Origin of the sequence: Streptomyces phyllanthi (genome assembly GCF_009377205.1) — a bacterium.
GTDB classification, from domain to species: domain Bacteria; phylum Actinomycetota; class Actinomycetes; order Streptomycetales; family Streptomycetaceae; genus Streptomyces; species Streptomyces phyllanthi.
Window position 1 is genome coordinate 1 of the sequence record NZ_VJZE01000743.1, and the last position, 2,774, is coordinate 2,774.

Below are 2,774 nucleotides of genomic sequence, written 5' to 3' on the forward strand. Positions count from 1 at the left end.
GGCCCCCTCGGTGTCCGCCGCGCTCTCAGGGCTCACCGTGTTCTCGGCTCCCGAGGCGCCCTCGGTCTGCCCGGTCCCCTCGGCGTTCGCCGCGCTCTCAGCGCTCACCGCGCCCTCGGTACCCCCGATGGCGTCGGGTGTCGCGTCGTTGTCGGGTCGCTCGGTGCTCACCGCATCGCTCCTTCGGCTCCACAGCTCCACGGCTGTCCCTGGTGACCCGGTCCTGCCAGGAAGGAGGGGCACGGAAGGGTCGTATACCGGGTCCCCTTTACGGGGGACAGCGATGGGACGCGGCGGGGGAGCGCACGGTTCCCTGTTCGGGGCGCCCTCTTGGCACTCGAGTGCGTCAAGTGCGATCGAGTGCCGTCGAGGGCGCCGGACGGGCTCAGTCGCCGTAGTCGGACATCGCGTCCACGAGGCGGGCCGACCTCGGCGGTACGGTCACGCCGTGGATGAGTGACGGGGACACGGGCAGGGGAGTGATCCGCTCGGGGGCCGCCCAGTGCGGCACCATCCGGGAGCAGTCGCCGAGCAGCGCCGCGAGACCGCTCTCCGGGTCGAACGGAGCGGTGCCGTGGACCTTGAGGTCCTTGAGGTTCGTCATAGCGGAACCGTAAGCACCGCAAGAGCCACGAAAAAAGCCCTACTATCGGGTAGTTCTGCCTGCTGCCGCGAGGGCGAGTCACCCGGTAGCGTGAACTGTCAATCCCCCTCCCCTCGCAGGAGCGTGTCCCAGCCGTGCGTATCGCAGTCACCGGCTCCATCGCCACCGACCACCTCATGACCTTCCCCGGCCGTTTCGCCGACCAGTTCGTCGCGGACCAGCTGCACACGGTCTCCCTCTCCTTCCTGGTCGACAACCTCGACGTACGCAGGGGAGGAGTCGGCGCGAACATCGCCTTCGGCATGGGCCAGCTGGGCACACGGCCGGTCCTCGTCGGCGCGGCCGGCGCGGACTTCGACGAGTACCGCGCCTGGCTGGACCGGCACGGCGTCGACACGGCCTCGGTGCGGATCTCCGAGACGCTGCACACGGCCCGCTTCGTGTGCACCACGGACGCCGACCACAACCAGATCGGCTCCTTCTACACCGGCGCCATGAGCGAGGCCCGCCTGATCGAGCTCAAGACCGTCGCGGACCGCGTCGGCGGCCTCGACCTCGTCTCCATCGGCGCGGACGACCCCGAGGCGATGCTGCGCCACACCGAGGAGTGCCGCTCCCGGGGCATCCCCTTCGCCGCGGACTTCTCGCAGCAGATCGCGCGCATGGAGGGCGAGGAGATCCGGATACTGCTGGACGGGGCGACCTACCTCTTCTCGAACGAGTACGAGAAGGGGCTCATCGAGTCCAAGACGGGCTGGACGGACGCCGAGATCCTCTCCAAGGTCGGCCACCGCGTGACGACCCTCGGTGCGCAGGGCGTGCGCGTCGAGCGCGCCGGCGAGGACCCGATCGAGGTCGGCTGCCCGGAGGAGGAGCGCAAGGCCGACCCGACCGGTGTCGGTGACGCCTTCCGCGCGGGCTTCCTCTCCGGCCTCGCCTGGGGCGTCTCCCTGGAGCGCGCCGCCCAGGTCGGCTGCATGCTCGCCACGCTCGTCATCGAGACGGTCGGCACCCAGGAGTACCAGCTGCGCCGCGCCCACTTCATGGACCGCTTCACCAAGGCGTACGGGGACGAGGCGGCGGCCGAGGTCCAGGCGCGCCTGGGCTGACCCGACGGCCCTGTCCAGGGCGTCGAGGGCTACGACAGCCGGCGGACCAGATAGGCGGAGCCACGGTCCGCCGGCTCCTCCCCGACGTACTCCTGTCCCCGCATCTCGCACCACGCCGGGATGTCCAGCCGCGCGGCCTCGTCGTCCGACAGGACCCGGACCGTGCCGCCGACCGGTACGTCCCCGATGACCTTGGCCAGCTCGATGACGGGGATCGGGCAGCGCTTGCCGAGGGAGTCCACGACCAGGGCGTCGTCCTCCCGTACGGCCGCCGAGGGGCCCGCGACCGGCGCGCCCAGCTTCTCGCGGACCGCCGACACCGCCTCGGGCAGCACCTCCAGGAACCGCTCGACGTCCTCCTCCGCCGTGCCCGGCGGCAGCGAGACCCGGACGTTGCCCTCGCTCAGCACACCCATCGCCTTGAGCACATGGCTCGGCACGAGCGTGCTGCTCGTGCAGGACGAGCCCGAGGACACCGAGAAGCCCGCACGGTCCAGCTCGTGCAGCAGAGTCTCTCCGTCGACATAGAGACACGAGAAGGTGACCACACCCGGCAGCCGGTGCACGGGATCCCCCACCACCTCCACGTCCGGCACCGCCCTGGGCACCCGCGCCCGGATCCGGTCCGTCAACTCCCGCAGCCGTACCGCCTCCTGGGCCGCCCCGGCCCGTACGGCCCGCAGCGAGGCCGCGGCTGCCACGATCGCCGGGATGTTCTCGAACCCGGCCGCCCGCCCCGACTCCCGCTCGTCCACGGGACCTTGGGGCGCGAACCGCACCCCTTTCCGTACGACGAGAAGTCCGACACCCGACGGACCACCCCATTTATGGGCACTGGCTGTCAACAGGGACCAATCACCCTCCACCGGCCCCCAGGCCAGCGACTGCGCCGCGTCCACCAGCAACGGCACCCCGGCATCACGGCACACCGACGCCACCCCGGCCACCGGCTGCTCCGTACCCACCTCGTGGTTCGCCGACTGCAGGCAGGCCAGGGCGGTGTCGGTGCGCAGTGCTTCGGCGTACGCCTCCGGCGTCACCGCCCCCGAGCGGTCCACGGC

3 protein-coding genes are annotated in these 2,774 nt (G+C 71.3%); 1 reads left to right on the forward strand and 2 read right to left on the reverse strand.

What is annotated here, in order from left to right:
- Positions 1 to 385: 385 nt before the first annotated feature.
- Positions 386 to 604, reverse strand: a complete 219-nt coding sequence (locus FNH04_RS44255) for a hypothetical protein (protein WP_152791878.1) — start codon at positions 602 to 604, stop codon at positions 386 to 388.
- Positions 605 to 738: 134 nt separating this feature from the next.
- Here FNH04_RS44255 and FNH04_RS44260 point away from each other — a divergent pair, with 134 nt between their 5' ends.
- A complete protein-coding gene (locus FNH04_RS44260) occupies positions 739 to 1,713 on the forward strand; it encodes a carbohydrate kinase family protein (protein WP_322725637.1) in 975 nt (324 codons plus the stop codon).
- 29 nt (positions 1,714 to 1,742) lie between these two features.
- On the opposite strand, the gene FNH04_RS44265 is transcribed toward FNH04_RS44260, so the two are convergent.
- On the reverse strand, positions 1,743 to 2,774 hold a 1,032-nt coding region (locus FNH04_RS44265), incomplete at its 5' end, for a cysteine desulfurase/sulfurtransferase TusA family protein (RefSeq protein WP_152791879.1).